Here is a 21,495-nt window from a genome sequence, read left to right as displayed (position 1 = left end):
TCGGGGGGAGGTAGACGACGTCGAAGCCCATCTCCGCGATCGCGGGCAGACGTTCGGCGGCCGTCCGGAACGTCCCGTGCACCGCGGGACCGCTCTGACCGCTGCGACCGCTCTCCGAGCGCGGGAAGAACTCGTACCAGGAACCGAACAGCGCCCGCTCCCGCTCCACCAGCAGCGGCAACGGGAGGGAGCGGGTGAGCCGTTCACGCAGCGGATGCTCCGCCAGAGCGGCTTTCACCGCCGGCGCCAGGGCCGCCGCGAGCCGGTCGGCCGGGGGACGGGCGTCGTCGCGCAGGGCGTCCGAGGCGGCCAGCACGGTGTCCCGGCCGGTTCCCTCGGGAACCCCGGCGGCGGCCCGCTGGTGGAGTGCGGCGCCCTCCTCCAGGACGAGACCGATGTCGGTCCCGGCCGGGATCTTGACCTCGGCGGCGCGCCGCCACCCCGTCACCGGGTCGCTCCACGCCTCCACCAGGTAGGTCCAGTGGCCCATTTCCGACGGCGTGACAAAGGCGCCCCAGCGGTCGCTTCCAGGGGCCAGTTCGCGCATCGGCGTCCACGGGCCGGGGCGGCCGCCCGGATCGCGCAGGACGACATTCGCGCCGACCGCGTCATGGCCCTCGCCGAACACGGTGGCGGTGACCTGGAAGGTCTCGCCGACCACCGCTTTGGCGGGCCGTCTGCCGCATTCGACGACCGGGCGCACATCCGTGATGGGTATGCGGCCGATGTCCCTGTTCGCGTCCATGCGCCTCGCCTCCGCGGTTCTGGGCCCGAATCGTCGTTGCCGCGAAAGGCCCTTTCGGTGCGGTCCTCGGGACCGTCGTTCAGATCCGTGCCGGAACGTCCTGCAGATAGACCTCGGCGGCGTTCGCCGCCTCCCGCGCGCAGCGCTTCCCCATGAGGACGCACAGGGTGTAACCGGTGTTCTCGAAGTTCCCCCGCACCACACGGTCGGCGGGAGTCGCGAGAAGCAGACGTTCCCACGCCCGGTAGCGCTCCAGGTGCCTGGCGACCTCGGCTTTGGCAGGCAGCAGCATCACGCTGGTCACCTTCCCGATCTCTCGACCGCGCACGGCTCGCCTGGCCGGCGAGTGAGGGCCGTACGCGAAGCGGAGCCGCCCTGTCACGGAGCGACACCCTCACTCATGGTGCCCGTACTGCGACCGAGCGTCTTGTTGGTTCTTCAACAATGTTGGGAGTGCTCTCGTGTTGCACGAATGGAGTAGCCCTCTCATCCTGAAGGTCACTCAGGAGCGACAACTGCTCACGCTTCGTACTCGGGGCTCGGTCCCGCAGGGGGCGAGGAAGAGCGAGAGCTTCGCCGGTGAGGAGCCAACGACGATGAAAGCCGCAGTCCCCTGCTACTACCACCTCGACGTGGAGCTCAGCCAGGAAAGGGTCGGACAGGTCAAGCGGATCCTGGCCGCGCACCTCAGGTACTGGAACCTGGAGAATCTCGTCGAGTCGGTCTGCCACTGCGCGGAAGCGCTGCTGCGCACGATCGAGCAGCATGCCGCCGACAAGAACACGACCATCGAGATGTGGTGGAACGGGCAGCACCTCATCGCCGCCGTCTCGGACAGCAGCCAGGACATCCGCCCGCACAAGGCGCCGCAGGGATGTCTCGCCCAGATCGCCGCCCTGAGCGACGGCTGGGGCTGCTGCGCCACGGACGTCGGGGGCAAGATCATCTGGTTCTCGTGGCGGGCGCGCGCCGCCGAACACGCTCCGCTGGACCCGCCCGTGCCGGCGCCCAGTTTGCGCGAGGCGCGCCCGACGCCGCGGTACGCGGTGCTGCCGGACGCCGGGCTCGCCGCCGCCCGCGACGAGTTCGAGTCGGTCGCCGCCCGCGGGTGACCCGTCGGCGGACCCTGCCGAGGTCCTCGTGCGGTGATCACGAACGCACGCCTGGAACGCGCGCCTCTCCCCTCGGGGCGTCACCTGCGACGGCGAAGGAACCGACTTCGCCCGCTTCGCCCAAGTCGCCGAGCGCGTCGATCTCGCACTGATCGACGCGCTCGGCGACGTCCGGACGGTTACGCGCGACCCGGCTCCGAGGACCGGCCGGCGACACGCGGGACGTGCAACCGGCGCGACCGGCCGTCGTGGAACACCCGTCGGCCGAACGGCTGTTGCTCAACTCGTCGTTTCCGAAAGAGGTTCGCGGGTGACGGAAGGCCGCGAGGGCCGGCACGTTACGTGGAACTCGTTTCCGCCGGGGTCGAGGAACTCACCGGATTCCCCGGCGCGATGGGTGACTTCGAGCCGCAGTCGGTTCCGCGCCGTCTTCGGTGCGGCAGGCGGCCCCATCACCAGCGAGACCCTGCCGGTGGGCCTCGGACGCAGCCGGACGCCCCAGTCGGGGGACTCGACCACGTGCCAGTCGGCCTGGGACCGCCAGAAGGCCCCCTGCTCGTGGCGGTCCTCCTCGGCGACGTCCAGGCAGATCGCGACGAGACCGGAATCGGCGAGTACACCGGGGTGTCCGGGACGCAGCACGCAGAACTCGTTGCCCTCCGGATCGGCCAGCACGTCCCACGGGACATCCCCCTGGCCGATGTCGACCCGCGTCGCACCGAGTGAGAGCAGGCGTGCCACCTCGGCCTCCCGGTCCGGCCCTCCGGCCAGGTCGAGGTGGAGCCGGTTCTTGAGTGCTCTCTTCGGCTTCGCGGCCGGCTCGAACCGCAGCCGCAGGCCGCCCGTCAGGCCCCGCGTCGCCTCCAGCCAGAAGCGGTCCATGCGCGTGACATCCAGCGCGTCGATCACGATCCCGGTCAGCATCCCGTTCCCCAATCCCTCGAACCCGTCCGCCCATTGTCGACGCCGCTGTCGGCATCGGTGAGGAACTCGGTGTAAGCACCAGGCGGCCTGTCGCCGTGTGTCATCGGCCGGTCTGGCTCCCGGCCTGGGTGACGTGGGCGTCCCGGACCGCCGCGCTGGGAGGGTGCCACGGATGTAGGCTGGTCATGAATCGGGCCAGAACGGGCACATCGGACCCATCGGCGGGGACCGGCCCAGGGCCCGTGCGCCGGGACCTGGGGCGGTCCCCAGATACGGGGAAGCACATGTCCATCACACCGGTACAAGCGGCGCGCCAGGAACTGTCCGGATTCAAAGGGCAGCTGATCGGCCCGGAGGACCCCGGATACGACGAGGCCCGCGCCGTCTACAACGCGATGATCGACCGGCGGCCCGCCCTGGTGGCGCGCTGCACCGACCCGGACGACGTCGCCCTCGTCATCGGCTTCGCCCGCGAACACGCTCTCCCGCTCGCGGTGCGCGGCGGCGGTCATCACGGGGCCGGCCTGAGCACCTGTGACGACGGCGTGGTCCTCGACCTCTCCCCGCTCAAGGACATCGAGGTCGATCCGGCCGCCCGCACGGTACGCGTCGGCGGCGGCTGTGTCTGGGGTGAGGTCGACCGCGCCACCAACGCGCACGGCCTGGCCACACCGAGCGGCATCATCTCCACCACGGGCGTCGGCGGCATCACCCTCGGCGGCGGCATCGGGCACCTCACCCGCAAGTGCGGGCTGACCATCGACAACCTGCTGGAGGCCGACCTGGTCCTGGCGAACGGTGAGCGTGTACGGGCCAGTGCCGACGAGAACCCCGGTCTCTACTGGGCGATCCGCGGAGGCGGCGGCAACTTCGGCGTCGTCACCTCGTTCCTTTTCCGGCTGCACGAGGTGAGCACGGTCGTCGCCGGGCCCACCTTCTGGCCCGTCGAGCTCGGCGCCGAAGTCCTCGCCGCCTACCGCGACTTCATCCCGAACGCACCCCGTGAACTGGGCGGCTTCTTCCTCTACGGCTCGGTCCCGCCCGGACCGCCGTTCCCGGAGGAGATGCACCTGAAGAAGGTCTGCGGTGTGGTGTGGTGCCGCGTCGGGGACGACGCCGACGCGGCCGCCCGGGACATGGCACCGCTGCTCGACGCCTTGCCCGCACCCCTGCTGCACGGCCCGGCGCCGATGCCGCACCCCGCGATCCAGTCCGCGTTCGACGGTGTCTACCCGCCCGGCGACCAGTGGTACTGGCGAGCGGACTTCGTCGACGAGATCCCCGCCGAGGCCGTCGCCCTGCACGCCAAGTACGGTGCCGAAGCGCCGACATGGAAGTCGACGATGCACCTGTACCCCATCGACGGCGCGGTGCACGACCACGCCCCGGCGGACACCGCCTGGAGCTACCGGAACTCCGGCTGGGCCTCCGTCTTCGTCGGCGTGGACCCCGACCCGGCCAAGGCCGATGCCGTCAAGCAGTGGAGCGTCGACTACTCCGAGGCCCTCCACCCGTTCTCGGCGGGCGGCGCGTACGTCAACATGATGATGGACGAGGGCCAGGAGCGCGTACGGGCCAGCTACCGCGACAACTACGGGCGGCTGGCCGGCGTGAAGGCCGAATTCGACCCGGGCAACCTGTTCCGCCTCAACCAGAACATCGAGCCGGCGACGTCCGACTGACAACCAGGGCGGGTTCGCTCACGGCTTGCGGGCCACGCCGCCGTGGACTTCTGTGGGCTCGGGCGACGTACCGGGCTCCGGACGCCACAGGGTGCAGGACACGATGCCGGGCTCGACCGGTTCGAGGCCCTCGTAGTACGCGCCGATCTGTTCGGGGCTGCGCAGCACGTACGGAACAGCGCCCGTGTCGTCGTACCCCTGCTGGGCCTCCTTGAGCGCCGCGTCGGTGTCCGTGCCGTCGTAGTGCACGAAGCAACTGCCGGAGGGCAGCGCCGCCTGGAGCCGCCGGACGATCGACCTGGCCTCCTCGTAGTCCTGGATGTGTCCGAGGATGCCCATCAGCATCAGGGCCACGGGCCGCGAGAAGTCGAGGATCCGGGACGCCGCCTCGATGATCTTCTCGGGCTCGCGCAGATCCGCGTCGATGTAGTCGGTGACGCCCTCGGGCGTGCTCGTCAGCAGCGCCTGGGCGTGACGCAGCACCAGCGGGTCGTTGTCCACGTAGACGATGCGGGACTCGGGCGCCACCCGCTGGGCGACCTGGTGGGTGTTGTCGTACGTCGGCAACCCGGTGCCGATGTCGAGGAACTGGCGGATGCCGAGCTCCCCGGCCACGAAGGTGACGGTACGGATGAGGTAGTCGCGCGAGACGCGGGCCATGGTCTCGATGTTCGGGGCCACTTCGCGGTACGCGTCGCCGGCCGCCCGGTCCACCTCGTAGTTGTCCTTCCCGCCCATCCAGTAGTTCCAGATGCGAGCTGAGTGCGGCACCGTGGTGTCGATCTTGGAGAGCGCGTCCTGGTCGGAGGCGGGTAAGTCCGTCATGAGAGTTCTCCTGCCGTGCGTCACGCGGTCGGTTCTCCAACCTATCGTCAACATGCTTACGCAAAAGCCGAGTTGATGGATCGAGCGAGTGGGGGCTCGGGCGGGGCGGGCCGGTCCTCCGGTGTCGAGGGTGATAACGGGGACATGCTGGGCCAGGGTGCGCAGCACCCGCTCGTAGGCGCGGGCCGCCTCGGTGTCGTCCGTCTCGCCCGTCATGTGGACGAGCGCGCCGTCGCGTTCGGCCACCGCCTCCGCGAAGTCGAGCGCCTGGATCCAGGTCACCCGGGAGCGCCCGCGGCGCAGCGGTCCGTAGACCAGCTCGTGGACCAGGCCACCGTCGACGGCCAACCGGCCGGGGGTGGACAGGAGTTCGCGGTAGGGCTGGGTGGGGTCCACATGCTGGAGGTGCCCGCGCAAGGGGCGGATCATGAACTGATGGAGGGTCAGCTCGGCGAACAGCGGTTCCCTGTCGAGACCGTCGGGACCCTCGACGACAAGGGTCCGGCACCGCGTGAGGGCCTGGTGGAGGATCATGCCCGTACCCACTCCCTCCGGGACGACCGGCCCGCCCAGTGTGGGGGGACAACCCGCACGGCGGGAGGGCGCGTGCGGGTTGTCCGGTTGTGGGGGCGTGGTTGCGGACTCGCCGGAGGTGCGGCGCGGGTTCCGGTCAGGCGATCAGGAAGTCGGCCTGTCCGGACTTGGCGCCTTCGACGAACGCGGCCATCTCGTCGCGGGAGCAGATCAGCGCGGGTCCCTCGGGGTCCCGTGACTGGCGCAGGGCGACGCTCCCGTCGGGAAGCCGTTTGGCCTCGACGCAGCTTCCGCCGTTGGTGCCGCTCCAGGGCTTGTGCCAGCCCTCGGTTCCCAGCTCGACCGCGGACATGCCGTTGTGCACGGATCCCATGGATCACAACTCCTTACGCAGTTCACCCAGGATGGCCCTGGTCCGGGCGACCGGCTCCGCCTGTACGGACATCCGGTCCAGTACTTCGAGATAGCTGACGACGTCTTCGCGCCGGTCGACGTAGACCGCGCCGACCAGGTTCTCCGTGTAGACGATGTCGGGGAGTTCGGAGAAGCCGAAGCGGAAGTGGTGGAACGGGCCGAACGCGCCGGGATGGGCGCCCACGCCGAAGGGCATGATCTGGATCCGGACCTTCGGCATGTCCAGGACCTCGGTGAGCCGGTCGAACTGGGCCCGCATCACCTCGGGGCCGCCCACCGGCCTGCGCAGCACCGTCTCGTCGAGGATCGCCCAGACGGCCGGGGCCTCCGGCTTGGCGAGCAGGTCCTGACGCTTCATCCGCAGGGCGACGCGACGGGCGATGTCCTCCTCCGGCGCGTTGGGGAAACCGGCGCGCATCAGCGCGGTGGCGTAGCCGCGGGTCTGCAACAGGCCCGGAACGTAGTGGGGTTCGTAGAGACGGATGACGCTGGCTTCGCTCTCCAGGCTCACATACGCCTTGAACCACTCCGGCAGTACGTCGCGGTACTTGTACCACCAGCCCGGCTGGTTGGCCTCTCTGGCCAGGGCGAGGAAGCCGTCGACCTCCGCCGCCGGAACCCCGTAGACGCGGAGCAACTCCCTTACGTACGGGATGCGGAGCCCGACCTCGGCCTTCTCCATCCTGCGGACCGTCAGGGGCGTGACCTCGATGGTACGGGCGGCCTCCTCGAAGGAGACGCCCGCCTGTTCCCGCAGATGCCGCAGCCGCTTCCCGAGAACCATGCGCAGGACGGTCGGCGCGCTGCCGCCGGAGCGGTTCTCGCTCACGTCCTACCTCCCGGAAACGGCCGTCTCGGCGTGCAGTGTGCCACGCGGTCGAAGAGAGTGACAGAGCGATGCGGATCGTTCTGAAATTATCAGAACGCCGGTTGCACAGGCAGTGGGCGGCCCACCATAGTGATCGAGTGACCTGTCGCACATTCGGCGACGATCACGCTCAACTGCGCCCAGCCGTACAGGAATTGAAGTCTCGGCAGGTATCGGCCGGAGCGCAGCCGCACGCGGATGTGAGGCGATACGGGATGGCCACCGTGACCGAGGGACAGGCGAGGAGCGCCGGCAGGGCCGCCGGGGGCAATCGGGTGCTGGGGACCGCGCTCAAGGAAGCCGGCTGCTCCTACGCCTCCCTCGCCCTGCGGGTCAATGAACTGGGACGCCGTCAGGGCACGGACTCCCACTACGACAAGGCGTCGGTCACCCGGTGGCTCCAGGGCCAGCAACCACGCGGCGGCACGCCGGAGTTGATCGCCACCGTGCTGTCCGAGCGACTCGGCCGCGCGGTCGGTCCCGCGGATCTCGGCTTCCACTCCGATCCCCAGCGCCCGGTCGCGAGCAGAGCGCTCGTCTACGGCGAGGACGTGGCGGAGACCCTGTACACACTGGCGGAACTGGGCTCCACCGACATCTCCCGCCGCAGCCTCCTCGGCGCGGTCCCCTTCGTCGCGGCGGCCCTGTCGAATCCCCAACGCGAGTGGCTGCTCTGGCTGTTGGAGCACCGGGACACGGTCTCCCCGACGCTGCCGGTGAGTGACGGACCGGTCGAGCAGGTGCACGCGATGATCGCCGTGTTCGACCAGATGGACAACCACTACGGCGGCGGCGGAGTCCGCACCAGCATCGTGCACTACCTGTCCACCGAGGTCGTCCCCATGCTCCAGCAGCGCGGCACACCGCCCCGGCAGCGCCACCGGCTGTACGCGGCCGCCGCGCGCCTCGCCGCGATGGCCGGCTGGAGCTCGTACGACGCGGGGGAGTACGGCCTCGCCCAGCGCTACATGACACAGGGCCTGCGCCTGTGCGCCGAGGGCCGCGACCGGGTGCTGGGCGGCCAGATACTCGCGGGACTCTCCCACCTCGCCACCAGCCTCGGCCGTCCCGACGAGGGGGTCGCGCTCGCCCGCGCCGGAATCGTCACGGCGCGGGGGGCGGGCAGCCCCCTCGGCCTGATGCGGCTGTACGCCATGTCGGCGCGCGGACATGCCGCGCAGGGGCGTCCGGACGACGCCTCCGAAGCGCTGCGGCTGGCCGAGCGGCAACTGGCGGCGAGCAAGGGGGCCGAGCACGAGTCGCCGTGGGTCCGCTATCTGGACCACCACTACCTCCAGGCCGAGTCCGCCCTGTGCTTCCGCGACCTGGGGCTCGCCCGCCAGGCCGAGCGCACGGCGAGCGAGTCGCTGGGCTCGGGAGCCGACCGGCGCAGGCGCCAGGCCATCAGCCGATCCGTCCTGGCGACCGCGCACCTCCAGCAGGACCGCCTGGACGAGGCGGTCGGCACCGCGACGCTGGCACTCGAAACCCTCAGCGCCGTGCACAGCGAGCGCTCCGTCCAGGCCCTGCGCGACTTCCGCAGGCGCCTCGAACCCCGCCGCGGCGAGCCCGTCGTGCAGGAGTTCGAACGCCGCTCCCGCGGTGTCCTCGGGGCGGCGGCATGAGCGGGGGGCCGCTCACCGAAGGGCCGGGCGCGATGCCATGACCGCGAGCGGCGCCACCGAATCCCCGAGGGGCTCAGTACCCCTCGGGGGAGGGGGCGTTCTGCGCGCGGTCCACCGGGAGGTGCGCGCCGGAGATCCCGCTCGCCCAGTCCGACAGCAGGAACGCCACGACCCGGGCGACCTCCTGCGGCGCCACCGGGGCACCGCCCGGCAGTTCCGCCGCCACGAAACGGGCGAACGCCTCGGGATCCTCCCGGCGCATCCGGTCCCAGCGCCTGCCGGGGATCAGCATCGAACCGGGGGAGACCGCGTTCACCCGGATCCCGTCGGGACCGAGCTCACGGGCCAGCGACGAGGCCAGCTGTATCTGCGCGGACTTCGCGACCGAGTACTGCGCGGGCGGTCCCGGCTTCCAGCCGGAGATCGAGGCAATCACCACGACGGAGCCGCCGCCCGCGGCCCGCAGATGCGGCACCGCGGCCCGTACCAGCCGGGTCGCGTGACCGACGTTCACCGCCCAGGTCGCCGCCCAGTCCTCCGCGTCCGCCTGCTCGAAGCCGCCGCCCCGAGATCCGCCCGTGCAGGCCACCACACCGTCCAGGCCGCCGAAGAGCTCCGCCGTGTCCTCGACGAACCCTTCCAGTTCCCCGGGCGTCGTGACATCGAGCGGCCGGGTGAACACTCCGGGGCCCATCGAAGCGGCGAGCGCCTCCAGACCCCGCGCGGTGCGCGCGCAGGTGGCCACCCGCACGCCCTCCGCGGACAGCAGCCGCACGATCTGCTCGCCCAGTCCTCGTGTACCGCCGGTGACCAGCACCCGTTTGTCACGCAGGCCGGCTCGGCCGGTGTCACCGTCAAGGGACACCGTCGCCCGGCCCCCGCTCCCGTTCCTCACAAGATCGAACATACATCCCACGCCACTACGTCCTTGCAACCGGACAACCCGAATACCCCCTGGTCGCCGAGGCAGCCCGACGTGTTGGCTGCACGGGCAGCCGCCGAGACGGCCTCCCCCCGCGCTGCACCCGAAGGAGGACCGATGACGGCATCCAGGGCGCCGCGCCGCGGGCCGTCGGCCTCACCGGCCCCCGACATCCGGGCTCTGGAGCACGAGACGCGGGTTCCGGAACAGGCTCCGCGCACGGCGGAGGACCACACGGCCCGCTCCCACCCCACCGAGGCGACCGTGGCCCCCGGACCGGCAGCGCCCCCGCCGTCCGGGGCCCAGCCCCTCTCGGAGGACCCCGTGCGCCCCCTGCCCGCCGAGCCCGCGCCGTCCAAGGACACCCCTTCGAGCCCGGTACGAGGCGCACACCTCCTGCGGACCACCGTCCCGGCGCACCCCTCGCGAGTGCCCGGGGTGCGGGCCATGGTCGCCGAGTACCTCACCCGTCTGCGGGTGCCGCCCGAGCGTGCCGAGGACGCGGTGCTCGCGGCCGGCGAACTCTTCACCAACGCCCTCAGACACGGCAGCCCGGACCGCGGCGACACCGTCACCGTCATCGTCGAGTGCGACCCGCGCGAACTGCGCGTGTCCGTCGCCGACCGCTCGTCCGCACTGCCCGCGGCGCGCACGGCGGGCGGAACCGAGGAGTCGGGACGCGGACTGGCGATCGTCGCCGCGCTGGCCGACGACTGGGGCATCGCGCCCGCCGACCCGGGCACCACGGGGAAGAAGGTGTGGTTCTCGATGGTGCTTCAGGGGGCGCCGTGAAGTCGTCCTGCTGGCGGCGAGCAATACTCGATCCCGCCGAATGCGTCGCCTTGGTCGTCGCTCCCCGTGGCTGAAGGCTTGCCGTGATGCTTCGGCCTCCAGCCCTCGTCGTTCTTGGCCGTGCCGGCGGTGTCTGGCAGGCGGCGGAGACTCCACGCTCTGCCCGCTGCCCAGCCTTGTCTGTTCAACGGCCTCGTCGCTGGGCAGCCGCCGCGTCGGAGAACGCGCTGACTTCTGGATCCTCGGGCCGCTACGGTGGAACCGCCTGCGGCACGCCTGCCGGCCGCCGCAAGGTCCTGACCAGCCCGTAACCGCACTTCGCCGAACCACCTCCGGGAGGCCACCTCCTGCGCGAGCCGTTTCCGCAGCTCACACCACCTGGCCCGCACCCATGTGACCCACACCACGACCCGAAACCGGCCCCGCACCGCGATCCTGCGCAACGGACAGAATCACCGCAGGTCAACCAGGGTGAAAACCGGGAAGGATTTCATGACAACGCCCACCCCAAGGGCATGGAAACGAGCTCGATGCGGTCGGTCTGGACGGTGAGATTTCATAACAACGCCCACCCAAGGGCATAGAAACCGCTTCACCAGGCTCCCGGACTCATCGAAGTTGCACCCCGATTTCATAACAACGCCCGCCCCAAGGGCATAGAAACGTAGGGGTCTCATTATAGCCCTTGTAAAATGTGCGAGCATTTCAGGACAATGCCTATCTGAAGGGCATGGAAGCTGACCGCTATCGATGGTATCCCGCTATCGGCGGCAGGGTTTTTATAAAGTCGGATTTCGGCGATGAATTTCTAGGTGCAGGGGGATGCTGAAGAGATCGAGTGGGGCGGTGTGCGGCGCGGCGAGCTGCCGACATGAGTCGGTGATCGAACCTCCCATCCTGCGAAGGAGCTTCATGGCGACCGATTTCAACGTGGGCATGTTCCGCGGTCCGTGGCTGGCACGGTTACGGGGAGCGTCTTCATGGAAGGTCATGTCCCGCGCATAGCAGAGGGAGGCCGGTAGCCCACATCCCCTGTGCTGCTCGCGCTGCTGCCCTCGGGGTTCCGTACAGGCCCATCCACGGCCGGGCGAACGCCAGTGCGGTTGTCTGGCTCGCGGCTGGTGGCCGAAGTGATGTGCCGAGGTGTTCGGGCCGTCTGTGTCGTTGTCCGGCGGTCTCTTCGTGTGTCGGTGAGCTTCTCGGTGTGCGTGGGCGTCTGCGCACGATGGGTCGGGCGGTGAGTTTGGGGTAGGGGTGGGCCGGTTTGGGGATTTTGGGGTGATGGGGAGGAAAGGGGTCGTAGGGTTTCAACCCCGGCGGCTGCCGTGACGGTGCGTGGTTGTTCGGGTGTGTCCGGTTAAGGGCGGCTGTGGGGGCGGCTTCTGCTGGAGGGGGCGGGGTGCCGGTGCGGGTTCGGCTGGTGTCGTTCGAGGCGTGGAACATCACGCGTTTCATGTTCGTGACGGGCAAGCGGCGTGAGATCGCCGGGGCGTCGGAGCTGATCACGTATCTGGACCGGGTGTGGGTGCGTGCGGCGCTGGAGGAGTTGTGCGGGGGGTTCGTCGAGGAGTGGCGGATCGAGGACCGTCCGGTTGAGCTGCTGTCCGCGGGGGCGGGTGCGGTGCGGGTGCTGGTGCGTGAGGGGGAGTTGGCGCGGCGTTTGGTGACGGCGGTGACGTTGTCGGCGTTGCGGCAGGCGCCGGGGCTGGATGTGTACGGGGTGGTGGGTGAGGCGTTCGACTGGGATGCCGATGGTGCGTTGCACGAGGCGTGCGTGCGCGGGGGCGCGGAGTTGGGGCGGGCGCGGATGGAGCGGCCGTCGGTGGATGCCCGGTTTCTGCGGTTGCCGGTGGTGGACGAGTGCGCGTCGACGGGGCTTCCGGCGCAGGCTCTGGTGGAGCAGCCGGGCGGTGGGGAGCGGGGGTTTGAGCCGCGGTCGGCGGAGAGCCGGGCGAAGTGGCTGGCGTACGGCAGGACGGGTGAGGGTGAGGGGCTGAACCGTCTGGCGTCGCTGGCGGGTACCACGCCGGCGCGGCTGGGCGGGGTGGTGGAGCGGCTGAGTGAGCGGGCCGAGTGGGTGGGTGTGGTGTATGTCGACGGCAACGGGCTGGGGCGGGTGTTCCAGGATTTCGCCGCTTGTCTGCCCGGGCCGGGAAACCGCCTGTACGCGGACGCGCTGCGGGCGTTCCAGGTGGGGTTGCAGGCGTGTGCGCAGGAGGCGTTCGCGCAGGCGGTCGGTGAGGTGACGGCCCTGGGGGCGAGCCGGAGCGGCGGGCGTGGCCGGGCGGGCGGGGCCGGAAAGGGGGAGCGGGAGGCGGCGCCGGTGCTGCCGCTGATCCTGGGGGGTGACGATGTGATCGCGGTGTGCGAGGGCGCGTGGGCGCTGCCGTTCGCACGGGCGTATCTGGCGGCGTACGAGCGGCTGACAGGGGCGTGCGAGGCCGTCACGGGGGCGCTGGGGAACCGGGGCGGGGCGGGGTGGGTGGCGGCGTCGGCGGGGGTGGTGATCGTGAAGGCGCACTTTCCGTTCGCCGCGGCGGGGGGCCTGGCCTACGGGCTGTTGCGGGAGGCGAAGCAGGTGAAGCGGGAGGTCCCGGGGATACCGTGCTCGGGGCTGGCGTTCCATGTGCTGTACGACAGTTCGGGGGCGGATCTGGGGAGGATCCGGGCCGGCACGCAGACGGGCGGGCCGGACGGGGAGGAGGGAGGGTGGGCGGCTTTGGTGGCCCAGCCCTATGTGGTGAGCGACGAGGTGCCGGACGATAACGGGTGGGTCAGGGGCCGCAGGTGGACGGACCTGCTGGCGCGGGTTGAGGCCCTGCGGGCCCAGGGTGAGGACGGGGAGCGCCGGCTGCCCATGTCGCAGCTGCACGATCTGCGGGAAGGTTTGTTCGCGGGGCCGGGGGTGGCGGATGCGCGGCTGGCCAATCTGCTGCCGCGGTTCGGGGAGCGGGGGCTGGGCGAGCTGACCGGTGAGGGGTGCAGCCTGTTCTGGGCGGAGCCGTCCGGGCGGCGGGTGACGGGGCTGCTGGACGCGATGGCCGCGGAACCCTTCCTGCCTTCGGGAGGCGGTCGGTGATGGAGCTGACGGTCCGTCTGGTGATGCTCAGCGACTGGCATGTGGGTACGGGTTCAGGCGTGCACGGCATGGTCGACCGTGCCGTGCAGCGGGACCGGTCCGGCCTGCCGTACGTGCCGGCCAAGTCGGTCACCGGGGTGTGGCGGGACGCCTGCGAGATCGCAGCTGCCGCCCTGGACGGCCCGGACCGGGGGGCACAGGACGGTGGGAGCGGGCACGCGGTGGGGTCGTGGCAGGCGTGGGTGGAGTACCTGTTCGGCAGCCAGCCCGCCCTGGAGGAGCGCGGTGTGCTCTCCGCCGGCGGCGGGCGGGGGCCGCGCCCGGCCGCGCTGTTGGTGGGGGCCGCCCACTATCCGCCCGCAGTCGTAGCGGCACTCGGCGAACGGCCGTTGCTGAAGGCGTCGGCGGTCTTCCTCAAGCCAGGAGTGAAGATCGACCCGGCTACCGGTGCGGCGGAGCGGGGGATGCTGCGGTTGGAAGAGATGGGCCGATTGGGCGCGGTGCTGTCCGCGCGGGTGTCGCTGCCGGGCTTCGCCGGGCTGGACGCCGGGCAGCAGACGGCGGTCCGGGCGCTGCTGGCGGCGGGCGCGGGCCTGGTGGAGGGGCTGGGCGGCAAGCGGCGCCGCGGCGCGGGCCGCTGCCGGCTGGAAGCGCCGCACCTGGAGCCCGACTGGGAGTGGCTGAAGAGCGGCCCGCCCGCACCGGCGGTCCCCGGCCGGGCGCAGGATCCTACCCCCGGCCCGCTCCCACCCGCCGAGCCGAGGGCCGCAGGTTCCGGCCACGAGCCCGGCGGTGAACGCGACCGGGAGTGGGAGATCGCCGATCTGCGGCTGGTGCTGGAGCAGCCGGTGGTGGCGCACGAGCGGACCGTGGGCAACGCGGTCCGCAGCCTGGACCACGTGCCCGGCTGGATGCTGCTGCCCGCGGTCCTGGAGCGGATCGGCTCACCCGCGGCCACCGCAGCGGCCCGCGAGGGGCGGCTGGTCGTGACCAACGCGCTGCCCGAGATCGACAGCCGGTGCGGCCGACCCGTCCCGATGGCGCTGCTGCACGCCAAGGACGACCCGTTCGACCAGCGGAACCTGATGGCGGAACAGCCCGGACCCGGCTTCGCCGGCGAGCCGTTCGACGGCGGTCACGTCGGCGCCCACGACCAGGGGGCGGCCACGGCCGTACGGGTGCGAGAGGCTGCGCGCAGCGAGCACACCCACAACACCGTCGACGACCCTGTGCAGCGGCCCACCGAACGGGTCGGCGGGCTGTACACCTACCAGGCCATCGCCGAGGGCACGGTGCTGCGCGCGCAGGTACGCGTCCCGGCCGGTGTCCTGCCGGACGGCTGGACGGGGCGGCTGGCGGGAGGATGGCGGCTTGGGCGGTCCCGCAAGGACGGCTACGGACGGGTGCGGGTGACAGCCACCGAGGCGGCAGCACCCCTGCGGGAGGCGGACCTGGACGGGCCGCTGAGGGTGTGGCTGCTGTCGGACGTACTGGTGTACGACGCCCGGCTGCGCCCGAGCACCGACCCCGCCGACCTGGCCGAGGTTTTGGGCCGGGCCCTGGGCGTGCGGCTCGCACCCTCGGCGCACCCATCTGACGGACGGGCGGCGCAGGCCGCCGGGGTGCGCCGGCACGATCCGTGGCACCGGCGCTGGGGCCTGCCCCGCCACAGTCTGCTGGGCCTGAAAGCGGGCAGCTGCCTGCAGTTCGACGTGACCGCGGGGGACCTCGATCCGCGGGCGGTGGCGCGTGTGGAGATCACCGGGATCGGCTTGCGCCGCGCCGAGGGCTTCGGCCAGGTCCTGATCGGCGACCCGCTGCTGTCCACAGCCCTGTCCGGCGCCGCCGCCGCGCACAACCCCGCCGACGTGCCGGCGCCGTTCGCCGCGCCGCCGTCCGAGGCGTCCGGCGCCGAGGACGGGGAGGACGACACGGACGCGGCAGCGGACCGCGCCGCCGCTGCCGCATCGCTGGAGACGATGGTGAGAGCGGCCTGGCGGCAGGAGATCCACCGCACCAGCGAGGCCCTGGCCGCCGGCCCGGACGGCCGTGACAGGGTCCTGGGCGCGGGACATGACCAGGTGCCGCTCTCGCAGCTCGGCGCCCTGCGCACCCTGCTGCACCAGCTGACCAGCCCGCAAGATCCGCGGGCACAGGCCTGGCTGGACCGGCTGACGACGACCGAGATCAGGCGGCAGGCCTGGCCCGAGGCCGTACGTGACCAGCTGCGACGGCTCCTCACCGGACAGGACACCGTCTGGGGCCTGCTGGATCTGCCGGAAGACACACTGACCACCGGCCCCCTGCCCGCCGCCGACATGCGCAACGAGATGTGGGCGCAGGCGGTGCGTGCCGTGGTTGAGGACTGCCTGACCGCTTACGCCCGCGACCGGGAGACACGATGACGAGCGCGGCACCGGAGCGCCGGGGGCGGGCAGTCGCGCGCAGGCTGCGGGTCCGCGGCTGGCTGCGAACCCTCAGCCCCCTGCACACCGGCGCAGCAGGCCAGGGCCCGGCTGGGCTGCTCACCGTCGCCGTCGATGGTCTGGGCCGCCCCTACGTTCCGGGCACCGGCCTGGCCGGGGCGCTGCGTGCGGTGGCCGCACGCCTGCCCGGCGTGGACGAGGAACACCTGCGGGACCTGTGGGGGTGGATGGAGCCGAAGGGGCAGGAAGGTTCGGTCAGCAGGCTTCTCGTACGCGATGCTCTTCTCGCCGAGGGCACCGGGCTGGACGAGGACGGGATACCTGACCGGACGCTGGAGGCGACCCGGCTGGACAGCCGTCTGTCCGTCGGCATCGACCGGGTCACCGGCGCCGCGGCCCACGGGTTCCTGCACGGCCGGGTCGTCGTGCCCCGCGGCACCTACCTGCGGCTGGAGATGGACCTGGAATCCGCCGCCGACGCCGCTGCAGGGGGGCAGGCCGCAGCGGACGCGGAGCATCTTCGGCTCCTGCTGCGCGCGCTGCGGCACGGGCAGGTCCGGCTGGGCGCCGCCAAGACCCGCGGCCTGGGCCGCGTCGAACTGCTCACCGGACAGACCGTCGTCGACGAGCACGATCTGACCACCCCGGCCGGGCTGGTCGCCGCCCTCGGCCACGGCGGCCCGGTCACCGGCTGGGACCTGGCCGGCGAGGACGGCGCGCTGAGCGGCGGGCCACCGCTGGAGCAGTTCACGGTGCGGGTCGACTGGCATCCCACAGCGCCGCTGATGGTGCGCTCCGCCGTTGACGGCGTCCTGGCCGACGCCATCCCCTACACCAGCGCGACCCGGCCCGGGAAGGTCGCGCTCTGCCTGCCCGGCAGCGCCCTGAAGGGCCGGCTGCGCGCGCAGGCCGAACGCATCGAGCGCACCGTCCGCCAGGTGGACGTCCCCTCGTCCGCCGACGGCGACCCGGTTGAGCGGAGCGCGGCCTTCCGCCGACAGCTCGACGAACTGGCCGCCGTGCGAGCCCTGTTCGGCGCCGCACCCGCCGCACGGAACGCCCAGCACGCCGACCGGCGGGGAGCCGGCGCACTGACCGTGGACGACTGCTTCTCCGACGCAGCCCTGCCCGAGACGCTCTGGCAGGTCCTGTTCGGCGGCCCCGGCGGCGAACAGGAAGCCGACGCTGACACGGCGCTGGAGTCCCTCAGCGACCACGGGTTCGCCAGAGCCGACCATGTGGCCATCGACCGGTGGACCGGCGGCGCCGCCGAAGGACGGCTCTTCAGCGTCCTGGAACCCCACGGCATCACCTGGGAACCCCTCACCCTCACCATCGACCAGGCCCGCCTGGACGCCCACGGCGAGACCGGCGCAGCGGCAACGGCCTTGCTGCTGCTGGTACTGCGCGACCTGACCGCCGGACGGATCCCGCTGGGCTGGGGCACCAACCGGGGCATGGGCAACATCACCGTGGACGCCGTCACCCTGACCCTGCCCGGCCACGACGACCCCGTCGCGCTTCAGGAGTATCTGGCCGGCCCCGAAGCGGCCGACCTGACCGAGCAGTGGTGCCGCTACCTCGACGGGAGCCCCGCATGATTACCGACACCCACGGGACACGGACCTCTGTACAGCTGTACTGCCGGGCTGCCGACGGCATCGGCCTCCACGACGCGCTCGCACGTGCCCCTCTCGCCGGGGCCGTCGCCCTGCTCTCCACACCGGACACGTTCGTCATCGCCACCGTGCGCGACGACGGCCGCTGCGCTACTGCCGACGCCGATGCGCACCTGGGCGAGGTGTTCGAGGCCCGCGTCTTCGTCCCGGACGCCGAACTGCGCTGGACCGCCACCGCTCCAGGATCCGGCCGGGCCGTCCTGCTGGCCGAGAACCCGGCCCTCCTGCCCGCCGATCCCTTCAGCGAGGACGTCGCCGCACTGGAGGCCGTCGACATCATCGAGGCCCGCTACCTGCTGTGGGGCCGCCCCGTGGACCACGATCCGGCCCCGGACGGCTGGACCGCTCTTCACACCCCGCGCATCGGCACGCTGCGCGTCCCGGCGCCGCGCCCCGCGCCGGACGAACGGATGCAGCTCGTCGCCCGCGAGTACGTGGCCACCGAACCCCGGCACGGCAACGCCTACATCTGCGAGGAACGTCTCCTGTACCTGGAAGCGGCCCGCCCCGAACGGAGGGGGAAGCCCCATGGCTGACCGCAGCGGACAACTGCGCTGGGACAGCGCCAAGGCCCAGCTCTTCGTCGACGGGGACGGAGCGAGCCGCCCGTACCGCGTCAAGGACGCGATGCTCGGCCCCGAGCTCGGCCCCCAGGCCAGTGCCCACCTGGACGGCCTGCGCGTCGACTACGACTGGCCCAACGGGCAGCCGAAGAACGTCCGCCCGCACGGTGCTGCCGGCCCCCAACGGCGGCCGAAGCCCGCCGCCCGGCCCCCGGCCGGCTCCGAGGAGTTCGTCAACCCCTACCTGTTCATCCCCGCCCGCCCCCGCACCGGCCGGAACAGTGATCTCGGCGACCGGCGGCCCGGCGGCCACCACCGCATCCGCCCGGACCGCTGGAGCGGCCGCATCGCCGTCACCCTGACCGTGAACACCCCGCTGCTCCTCCTCGACACCGCACGGGCCCAGCACGCCGCGAACGGCCACGCCACCTACCCGGTGCTGATGCGCGACGGTTCTCCGCACCTGCCCGCGACCTCGGTCAAGGGCATGCTCCGCGCCGCCTACGAGGCGGTCACCAATTCCCGTTTCGGGGTCTTTGCCGGGCACGGTGACCGCCTCGGCCATCGCAGGGACGTAGGCACCAGCAAAGGCATGGTGCCCGCCCGGATCAGCGACGACGAGACCGAGGTCGTCCTCCTTCCCGGCGACACCCCGGTCGGGGGACAGTCCGGCAGACAACCGGTGATGCATGCGGCCTGGCTGCCGCAGTACAGGAAGGGACAACCCACACCCCAGCCACGCATCCGCTACTCCGGCCCCGGCGCCCGCGCTGCGGTCCACGGCGATTTCGTGGAAGCCGAAGTCGAGCTGCGCCGGCACCGCAGCAACAACTTCCAGTACTGGCAGGTCCTGCCGGGAACACTCACACCGCTGCCCGCTTCGGCTCCCTGTCGGCCCTCGGCCGCCCCCACCGCCGGGGGCGAGCGCAAGACCATCCGCGGCTGGGTGTTCATCAGCAACCAGAACATGGGCAACAAGCACGACGAGCGGATCTTCTTCACCTGCACCCAGGACCCGGTACCCCACCCGCTGACCCCCGCCCTGGCCACCGAGTGGGAAAACCTCATCCGCGACTACCGGCAGGCCCACCGTCCCCAGGACATCAACGAGCGCCCCGCCGCCCACGGCAACGGCCGCGCCCGTCCGCAGGACTTCCTCGGCCACGAGCCGGGCAAGACAGCCTGGAGCCCGCACCAGTACGACGACGCCTACCTCCGCCTCAAGGCCGGCACACTGTGCTATGCCGCCGTCGAAGGCGGAAAGATCACCGGACTGTATCCGGTGGCGGTCTCCCGCGCCCTGTTCGACAAGCCGCCCAAAGACCTGCTGCACCCCACCCTGGCGCCCGCGTCCACACCGGACGAGCTGTCCCCGGCGGACCGGGTCTTCGGCTGGGTCAACCCAGCCGGTTCCGGCGCCTACCGGGGACAGCTCCGTATCGGCCCGGTCACCTGCGACACGGACCCCTCCGAGGCGATCGAGGAGTTCCCCGGCGACGGCGTCGCGCTGGCAGTCCTCAGCAACCCCAAACCCCAGCAGGGCCGCTTCTACCTCACCCCCGACCAGAACGCCCCCCAGCAGCCCCTGCCCGCCGGCACCCCCAAGGCCAAGTGGTTCACCGGCAAGCAGGGCCCGCGAGGCCGCAAGGCGTACTGGCACCACGCCGCCCTCCCCGACGGCTACTGGGACAACCCCGCCCCCGGCGGACACACCCCGGAATACCGCCGCCCGGACGGCGAAGACAAAAACCCCGTACGCGACGACCAGAACCGCTCCGTCCTCGGCTGGATCCGACCGGGCACCCGCTTCCGCCTCACCCTGGACGTGGACAACCTCACCGACACCGAACTGGGCGCCCTCACCTGGCTGCTGACCCTGCCCGAGCAGCACTTCCACCGCCTCGGCCACGGCAAGCCCCTCGGCTTCGGCAGCGTCCGCCTCGACATCGACCCTGAGCGCACCGACCTGGGCACCGGCGGCCACTGGCGCACGTACTACCGCACCCTCGCCCCGGCGCCGCAACGGGCGGCGGAGCCTCCCGACCCGCTGTGCCGACGCCTCGCTGCCGCCTTCGAGGAACTCGTGCGAGGCCGGCCAGGAGGCCCCTGCCCCGAACTCGACGCCTTCCGCGCAGCGGCCCGCGGCACCCCCGGCTCCGCCGTGCACTACCCGCGCACCACAGCTGACCCGGGCCCCGAGACAAAGTCGTACGAGTGGTTCGTCGAAAACGAACGCGAAAAGGGCGGCCCCCGTCTGAGCCTGCCGTCCTGGCACACCCCTCAACTGCCCATCGACCCCAGCAACCACCCCTCCGGCCGCCAGCCCCACCGCGGCACCGGCCACCGCCCGGCGGGCAAGGGCAAAGGAGGCACAGCGCGATGACCGAACAACCACCCACCCCCGCACCCCGAGCCCCCAACCGCATAGCCGAGCGACAGAACCAGACCCGCGCCCTCGACCTCCTCGACACCTATAGCCGCCGCTACCGCACCGCAGCACGATGGCGCCGTCTGCGGGGCATCGGCACCTACGCCCTCGCCCTGCTGACACCGCTCCTCGTCCTGGCCTGGCCCGGCCAGTCAGCCCTGATCGGATCCCTCGCAGCCGCCTGGCTGGTAATCGGCCGGACCGTGTTCACCTACATCGAACAGTCCTACAGCACCCGCGCCGCCGACATCCAAGAAGCCCTCGACACCGATCTGTTCGGCCTGCCCTGGAACGCAGCCGTCGCCGGCCGCCCGGACCGGGTCCGCGAGGACATCGCCGAAGCCGCCCCCTACCGCCACCGCCCCCAGTACCAGGACTGGTACAACACCGACGACACCACTCCCTGGCCCGCCGACGTCCTCCTGTGCCAACTGCAAAACGTCGCGTGGGGCCGGCGCAACCACCGTGCCTACCTGCCCTGCCTCATCGCCGGCGGCACCGTCCTCGTCCTCTTCGACCTCGCCTGGGCCATAGCACGGAACATGTCCGTCTACGACTTCCTCATCATGCTGTTCCTCCCCACCGCCCCCGCCCTGCTCGACCTCGGCGACCTCATCCTCAGCCACCTCAAGCACAGCGGGGCCAAGGGCCGCATCGAGGACAACATCCGCGAACTCCTCCAACGCCTCACCGACGGCGAAGACCTCGACCCCGACGAATGCCGACGCGTCCAGGACGCCATCTACCAACTGCGCTGCACCGGACCACGCATTCCCGGCTGGTTCTACCGCTACCACCGCACGACCGACCACACAGTCCACGGAGCGTCCATCGACGACCTCCGCCGCCAGACCACCGCCCCCGCTCCCAGCTGACG

Annotated in this window: 16 protein-coding genes and 1 pseudogene; 10 read left to right on the top strand and 7 right to left on the bottom strand. The window is 71.6% G+C overall.

Going from position 1 to position 21,495, the window contains the following annotated elements; all coding sequences use genetic code 11:
• A partial coding sequence (locus tag ACFYW8_RS24895) for a maltotransferase domain-containing protein (RefSeq protein WP_389080064.1) occupies positions 1–745 on the bottom strand: 745 nt, incomplete at its 3' end.
• 100 nt (positions 746–845) lie between these two features.
• A pseudogene (locus tag ACFYW8_RS24890) lies at positions 846–1,037 on the bottom strand (DUF5133 domain-containing protein); the annotation flags it as partial.
• A 304-nt stretch (positions 1,038–1,341) separates the two neighbouring features.
• On the opposite strand from ACFYW8_RS24890, the gene ACFYW8_RS24885 reads away from it, so the two are divergent.
• The gene (locus ACFYW8_RS24885) at positions 1,342–1,857 is read left to right on the top strand and encodes a pep a2 (RefSeq protein ID WP_389080061.1); all 516 of its coding nucleotides are present in this window, start codon (positions 1,342–1,344) and stop codon (positions 1,855–1,857) included.
• Positions 1,858–2,136: 279 nt separating this feature from the next.
• Here ACFYW8_RS24885 and ACFYW8_RS24880 read toward each other — a convergent pair whose 3' ends face one another.
• Complete coding sequence (locus ACFYW8_RS24880) at positions 2,137–2,781, bottom strand: VOC family protein (RefSeq protein ID WP_389080058.1); 645 nt, start codon at positions 2,779–2,781, stop codon at positions 2,137–2,139.
• Positions 2,782–3,065: 284 nt separating this feature from the next.
• Between ACFYW8_RS24880 and ACFYW8_RS24875 the strand changes: the two genes are divergently transcribed.
• Positions 3,066–4,463, top strand: coding sequence for an FAD-binding oxidoreductase (locus ACFYW8_RS24875; RefSeq protein ID WP_365882515.1), 1,398 nt, complete (start codon positions 3,066–3,068; stop codon positions 4,461–4,463).
• 18 nt (positions 4,464–4,481) lie between these two features.
• Here ACFYW8_RS24875 and ACFYW8_RS24870 read toward each other — a convergent pair whose 3' ends face one another.
• The 3 genes from ACFYW8_RS24870 to ACFYW8_RS24860 all read right to left on the bottom strand — a co-directional run bounded on the left by ACFYW8_RS24870 (position 4,482) and on the right by ACFYW8_RS24860 (position 7,065).
• A complete protein-coding gene (locus ACFYW8_RS24870; protein WP_389080090.1) occupies positions 4,482–5,288 on the bottom strand; it encodes an SAM-dependent methyltransferase in 807 nt (268 codons plus the stop codon).
• A 670-nt stretch (positions 5,289–5,958) separates the two neighbouring features.
• On the bottom strand, positions 5,959–6,195 hold the full coding sequence (locus tag ACFYW8_RS24865) for a DUF397 domain-containing protein (protein ID WP_389080053.1): 237 nt from the start codon (positions 6,193–6,195) through the stop codon (positions 5,959–5,961).
• Positions 6,196–6,198: 3 nt separating this feature from the next.
• The gene (locus tag ACFYW8_RS24860) at positions 6,199–7,065 is read right to left on the bottom strand and encodes a helix-turn-helix domain-containing protein (protein WP_389080050.1); all 867 of its coding nucleotides are present in this window, start codon (positions 7,063–7,065) and stop codon (positions 6,199–6,201) included.
• Between the two features lie 254 nt (positions 7,066–7,319).
• Here ACFYW8_RS24860 and ACFYW8_RS24855 point away from each other — a divergent pair, with 254 nt between their 5' ends.
• Positions 7,320–8,729: a hypothetical protein gene (locus ACFYW8_RS24855; RefSeq protein WP_389080046.1), complete on the top strand. Its 1,410-nt coding sequence runs from the start codon at positions 7,320–7,322 to the stop codon at positions 8,727–8,729.
• A 73-nt stretch (positions 8,730–8,802) separates the two neighbouring features.
• Here ACFYW8_RS24855 and ACFYW8_RS24850 read toward each other — a convergent pair whose 3' ends face one another.
• On the bottom strand, positions 8,803–9,624 hold the full coding sequence (locus ACFYW8_RS24850) for an SDR family NAD(P)-dependent oxidoreductase (protein WP_389080043.1): 822 nt from the start codon (positions 9,622–9,624) through the stop codon (positions 8,803–8,805).
• Between the two features lie 144 nt (positions 9,625–9,768).
• Here ACFYW8_RS24850 and ACFYW8_RS24845 point away from each other — a divergent pair, with 144 nt between their 5' ends.
• From ACFYW8_RS24845 to ACFYW8_RS24815, 7 genes are all read left to right on the top strand, one after another.
• Positions 9,769–10,443: an ATP-binding protein gene (locus ACFYW8_RS24845; RefSeq protein WP_389080040.1), complete on the top strand. Its 675-nt coding sequence runs from the start codon at positions 9,769–9,771 to the stop codon at positions 10,441–10,443.
• A gap of 1,420 nt (positions 10,444–11,863) precedes the next feature.
• Positions 11,864–13,522, top strand: coding sequence for a hypothetical protein (locus tag ACFYW8_RS24840; protein ID WP_389080038.1), 1,659 nt, complete (start codon positions 11,864–11,866; stop codon positions 13,520–13,522).
• Positions 13,522–15,927 carry an RAMP superfamily CRISPR-associated protein gene (locus ACFYW8_RS24835; RefSeq protein WP_389080035.1) on the top strand — a complete coding sequence of 802 codons (2,406 nt, stop codon included), beginning with the start codon at positions 13,522–13,524 and terminating at the stop codon, positions 15,925–15,927. The genes ACFYW8_RS24840 and ACFYW8_RS24835 overlap by 1 nt, the downstream gene beginning before the upstream one ends.
• The gene (locus ACFYW8_RS24830) at positions 15,924–17,549 is read left to right on the top strand and encodes an RAMP superfamily CRISPR-associated protein (protein ID WP_389080032.1); all 1,626 of its coding nucleotides are present in this window, start codon (positions 15,924–15,926) and stop codon (positions 17,547–17,549) included. The genes ACFYW8_RS24835 and ACFYW8_RS24830 overlap by 4 nt, the downstream gene beginning before the upstream one ends.
• Complete coding sequence (csx19, locus tag ACFYW8_RS24825) at positions 17,546–18,163, top strand: CRISPR-associated protein Csx19 (protein ID WP_389080029.1); 618 nt, start codon at positions 17,546–17,548, stop codon at positions 18,161–18,163. Before ACFYW8_RS24830 ends, csx19 begins: the two co-directional genes overlap by 4 nt.
• The gene (locus ACFYW8_RS24820; protein ID WP_389080025.1) at positions 18,156–20,573 is read left to right on the top strand and encodes a TIGR03986 family CRISPR-associated RAMP protein; all 2,418 of its coding nucleotides are present in this window, start codon (positions 18,156–18,158) and stop codon (positions 20,571–20,573) included. Before csx19 ends, ACFYW8_RS24820 begins: the two co-directional genes overlap by 8 nt.
• Positions 20,570–21,493, top strand: a complete 924-nt coding sequence (locus tag ACFYW8_RS24815) for an S-4TM family putative pore-forming effector (RefSeq protein ID WP_389080022.1) — start codon at positions 20,570–20,572, stop codon at positions 21,491–21,493. The genes ACFYW8_RS24820 and ACFYW8_RS24815 overlap by 4 nt, the downstream gene beginning before the upstream one ends.
• Positions 21,494–21,495 lie beyond the last annotated feature (2 nt).

It is taken from the genome of Streptomyces sp. NPDC002742, assembly GCF_042888885.1.
Taxonomy (GTDB): Bacteria; Actinomycetota; Actinomycetes; order Streptomycetales; family Streptomycetaceae; genus Streptomyces.
The sequence above is the reverse complement of the archived record's forward strand: the minus strand, read 5'-3'. Positions and strand labels throughout refer to the sequence as shown.